Here is a 3,502-nt window from a genome sequence, read left to right as displayed (position 1 = left end):
GTCCGTCCTACGTCCTCGGCGGCCGTGGCATGGAAATCGTCTACGATGAGGCCACCCTGGAGGACTACATCAACCGCGCTACCGAGCTGTCCAATGAGCACCCGGTACTGGTTGACCGCTTCCTGGACAGCGCCATCGAAATCGATGTTGATGCACTGTGTGATGGGGAAGAGGTCTACCTCGGCGGCGTCATGGAACACATCGAGGAAGCCGGTATTCACTCCGGTGACTCCGCGTGTGCGCTGCCTCCGATGACTCTGTCCGGAAGCATCATCGACAAGGTGCGTGAATCCACCAAGGCACTGGCACACGGCATCGGTGTGAAGGGCCTGATGAACGTTCAGTACGCACTCAAGGACGAGACCCTCTACGTCATCGAAGCCAACCCGCGTGCATCTCGTACCGTACCGTTTGTCTCCAAGGCAACCTCGGTTCCGCTGGCTAAGGCCGCATCCCGCGTCATGATGGGTACTACAATCGCGGAACTGCGCGAAGAGGGCATGATTCCGTCCAACTTCGACGGCGGTTCTCTGCCCGCTGACGCTCCGATTGCGGTTAAGGAAGCCGTCCTGCCGTTCAACCGCTTCCGCGACTTTGAGGGCCGCGCTCTCGACAGCCTGCTGAGCCCGGAGATGAAGTCCACCGGTGAAGTCATGGGTCTGGCCGACAACTTTGGTGCTGCTTTCGCCAAGGGAGAGCTGGCCGGTTTCGGTGAGTTGCCGACCGAGGGCACGATCTTCGTCTCGCTGGCCAACCGCGATAAGCGCACTCTGGTATTCCCGATTCTCACGCTGGCGGATATGGGCTTCCGCATCCTGGCAACGGAGGGTACTGCCGGCATGCTGCGCCGCAACGGTGTCGAGTGTGAGGTCGTCGCAAAGCGTACGACTGATTCCGAAGCGCCGTCTGACGAGCGCGACATTGTCGACATGATCCGCGACGGTGAGGTTGACATCATTATCAACACCCCATCCGGTTCCGCTGGCGCACGTTCTGACGGATACGAGATTCGCGCCGCTGCGGTGAGCCAGGGCGTAACTTGTGTGACTACCGCTCAGGGTGCTGTCGCCGCACTGCAAGGCATCCTGGCACTGCGCAACGGTGAGATGAGCGTTAAGGCTCTGCAGGAGCTCCACCCGGCAGAGTTGGCTGCTCAGGAGCAGGTCTAACATGACCGCGAAGGCTGAAGGATCCGCAGTGCGGACAATTAAGGGTTTCGGCGATCGCCTCAGCGAGGTTGTCGCCGAGCGCGGCCGGCTCTGTGTGGGAATCGACCCGCACCCTAGGTTGCTGGATGCCTGGCAGTTACCGCGATCGGCAGAAGGTCTAGAGCGCTTTGCCACCACATGCGTCGAAGCGTTTGGTGACATCGTTGCCGTCGTCAAGCCCCAGGTGGCGTTCTTCGAAGCCTACGGTTCCAAGGGCTTTGCCGTCCTGGAGCGGACGTTGGCGGACCTGAAGGACGCAGGTGCGCTGTCGATTGCAGATGCCAAGCGTGGCGATATCGGTTCGACTATGGCTGCATACGCCGAAGCCTGGCTGTCGGATAGCTCGCCGCTAGCCGCCGACGCACTGACGGTATCTCCGTACCTTGGATTCGGTGCTCTTGATCCGGCGGTTTCGTTGGCGTTGGAGAACGGACGGGGCTTGTTTGTGCTGGCCGCGACGTCCAATCCGGAAGGTGCGTCAGTGCAGAAGGCGATGGTTTCGGGTGAGACTCTGGCTCAGACCATGGTCAACCAGGCAGCCGCTATTAATGCTCGCCAAATTGACGGTGGTGCAAAGGCGGGCAGCATCGGCGTTGTTGTTGGCGCAACGCTTGACGACGCCCCGGTGCTCAGTGACCTGCGCGGTCCCATTCTCATGCCCGGTGTGGGAGCTCAGGGTGGAACCCCGGCAGATGTAGATCGTCTGGCAGGGGAATCCAAGGGGCTTGCACTGCCGAATATTTCGCGTGCGATTCTCTCCGCTGGACCTGATCCTGCTGCGCTGCGGCGCGCAACGATTGAAGCTGCAGCTCCGTTCCTTTCCGAGAGTTAGCAGCAGTTCGCCGAATTGTCAGAAGCCCGCGGGGACACCTCATAGAACAGGTGCCCCTGCGGGCTCTTCCGTACCTAGCTGCCGGGATTTTCCTAATGACCCTCGGATGGCGGTGGCGTAGGTATAGGCAAGTTACTGTGACAATTCCTAGGAGATTTCGTACAAAAACCGTGGTCAATTTCCATTCTCCTGGGCAAACGGTGCTACAATCGCCGGAGTTGGTTGACCACGACCGAAAGGTGGGGCGGATAAAGCCCCGGTGTCATTTTTATCGACACCCCGTCAGCATTTGCCTCAACAACCGGTGAGTGCGGTACGGTCTCCAATCGTTAAGCACGGTGTCGTTGCCTGCCTTTGGTGGACGCGAGGCTCGTGCTAGTAAATAAGAAGCTAACCAATCTATTTTTACGGAGGAACACGTGGCCCTTCCGCAGTTGACCCCGGAGCAGCGTGCAGCAGCACTCGAGAAGGCAGCTCAGGCCCGCAAGGTACGCGCAGAGCTCAAGGACAAGCTGAAGCGTGGCGCTATCGACCTGCCAGAGGTTCTCAAGCAGGCTGACGAGAACGAGATCATCGGCAAGATGAAGGTCTCCGCTCTGCTCGAGGCTCTGCCGAAGGTCGGCAAGGTCAAGGCGCAGGACATCATGAATGACCTGGAGATTGCTCAGACCCGCCGTCTGCGTGGCCTGGGTGACCGTCAGCGTCGCGCTCTGCTGGAGCGCTTCGGCTACGCAGTGGAGGACTAGTCGCAGTGGCCGGGAATGAAAACGGTCAGTTGGTAGTCCTCGCCGGCCCTGCCGGTGTAGGAAAATCCACTGTTGTCAGTCGGCTTCGTGCCGAGGTTCCCGGACTGTACTTCAGCGTTTCCATGACCACCCGCGCCGCACGGCCGGGGGAGGTCGATGGCCGCGACTATTTCTTCGTGACCCCAGAGAAGTTCCAACAGCATATTGATGCAGGAGAGATGCTCGAGTGGGCTGAAATCCACGGTGGTCTGCAGCGTTCTGGTACGCCGCGCGGCCCGGTGGATAAAGCTCTCGCCGAGGGGCGTCCAGTACTCGTTGAGGTGGATCTGGCGGGAGCCCGCTCCATCCGTAAGGTAGCGCCCAATGCTCACCTGCTGTTCTTGGCTCCGCCAAGCTGGGAGATTCTCGTCAGCAGGCTCACTGGTCGTGGCACGGAAACCGAGGCGCAAGTCAAGCGTCGCCTGGAAACCGCACGAGTGGAAATGGATGCTCAGCACGAATTCGATGAGGTCGTTGTCAACGACAACGTCGATGATGCTGTCGCGGCCATCGCTCGGGCGCTGACTACTGGTAAGTAACAGGGCGACTCCACATCATAGATAGTAGAAATCGCTTTCGAGCAATGGTGTTTCTATTGCTATGACGATTTTTATTGTCACCCCAGTAACTCACGTTCTATTGAGGAAAGATTTCTCGTGACCCAGGAAAATACCGCC

3 protein-coding genes and 1 pseudogene are annotated in these 3,502 nt (G+C 59.3%); all 4 read left to right on the top strand.

Features of this window, described 5'->3' with window-relative positions; genetic code table 11:
- Positions 1-1,169 (top strand): annotated as a pseudogene (carB, locus tag HMPREF3011_RS05230) (carbamoyl phosphate synthase large subunit); the annotation flags it as partial.
- Between the two features lies 1 nt (position 1,170).
- Positions 1,171-2,040 (top strand): orotidine-5'-phosphate decarboxylase, encoded by an 870-nt coding sequence (gene pyrF / locus HMPREF3011_RS05225; RefSeq protein ID WP_049181002.1) that lies wholly within the window; start codon positions 1,171-1,173, stop codon positions 2,038-2,040.
- Positions 2,041-2,459: 419 nt separating this feature from the next.
- Entirely contained in the window at positions 2,460-2,786 is a 327-nt protein-coding gene (gene mihF, locus HMPREF3011_RS05220) for an integration host factor, actinobacterial type (RefSeq protein WP_016422714.1), read from the top strand.
- 5 nt (positions 2,787-2,791) lie between these two features.
- Positions 2,792-3,364 carry a guanylate kinase gene (gene gmk / locus HMPREF3011_RS05215; RefSeq protein WP_016422715.1) on the top strand — a complete coding sequence of 191 codons (573 nt, stop codon included), beginning with the start codon at positions 2,792-2,794 and terminating at the stop codon, positions 3,362-3,364.
- Positions 3,365-3,502: the final 138 nt, after the last annotated feature.

Source organism: Corynebacterium sp. HMSC074C04, assembly GCF_001838295.1.
Lineage (GTDB): Bacteria > Actinomycetota > Actinomycetes > Mycobacteriales > Mycobacteriaceae > Corynebacterium > Corynebacterium amycolatum.
Note: the sequence above shows the minus strand (reverse complement) of the source record. Positions and strands in the feature narration are given on the sequence as shown.

Coding starts and splice junctions, on each gene's coding strand:
- pyrF (WP_049181002.1), top strand. CDS start 1,171: ATGACCGCGAAGGCTGAAGGATCCGCAGTGCGGACAATTAAGGGTTTC.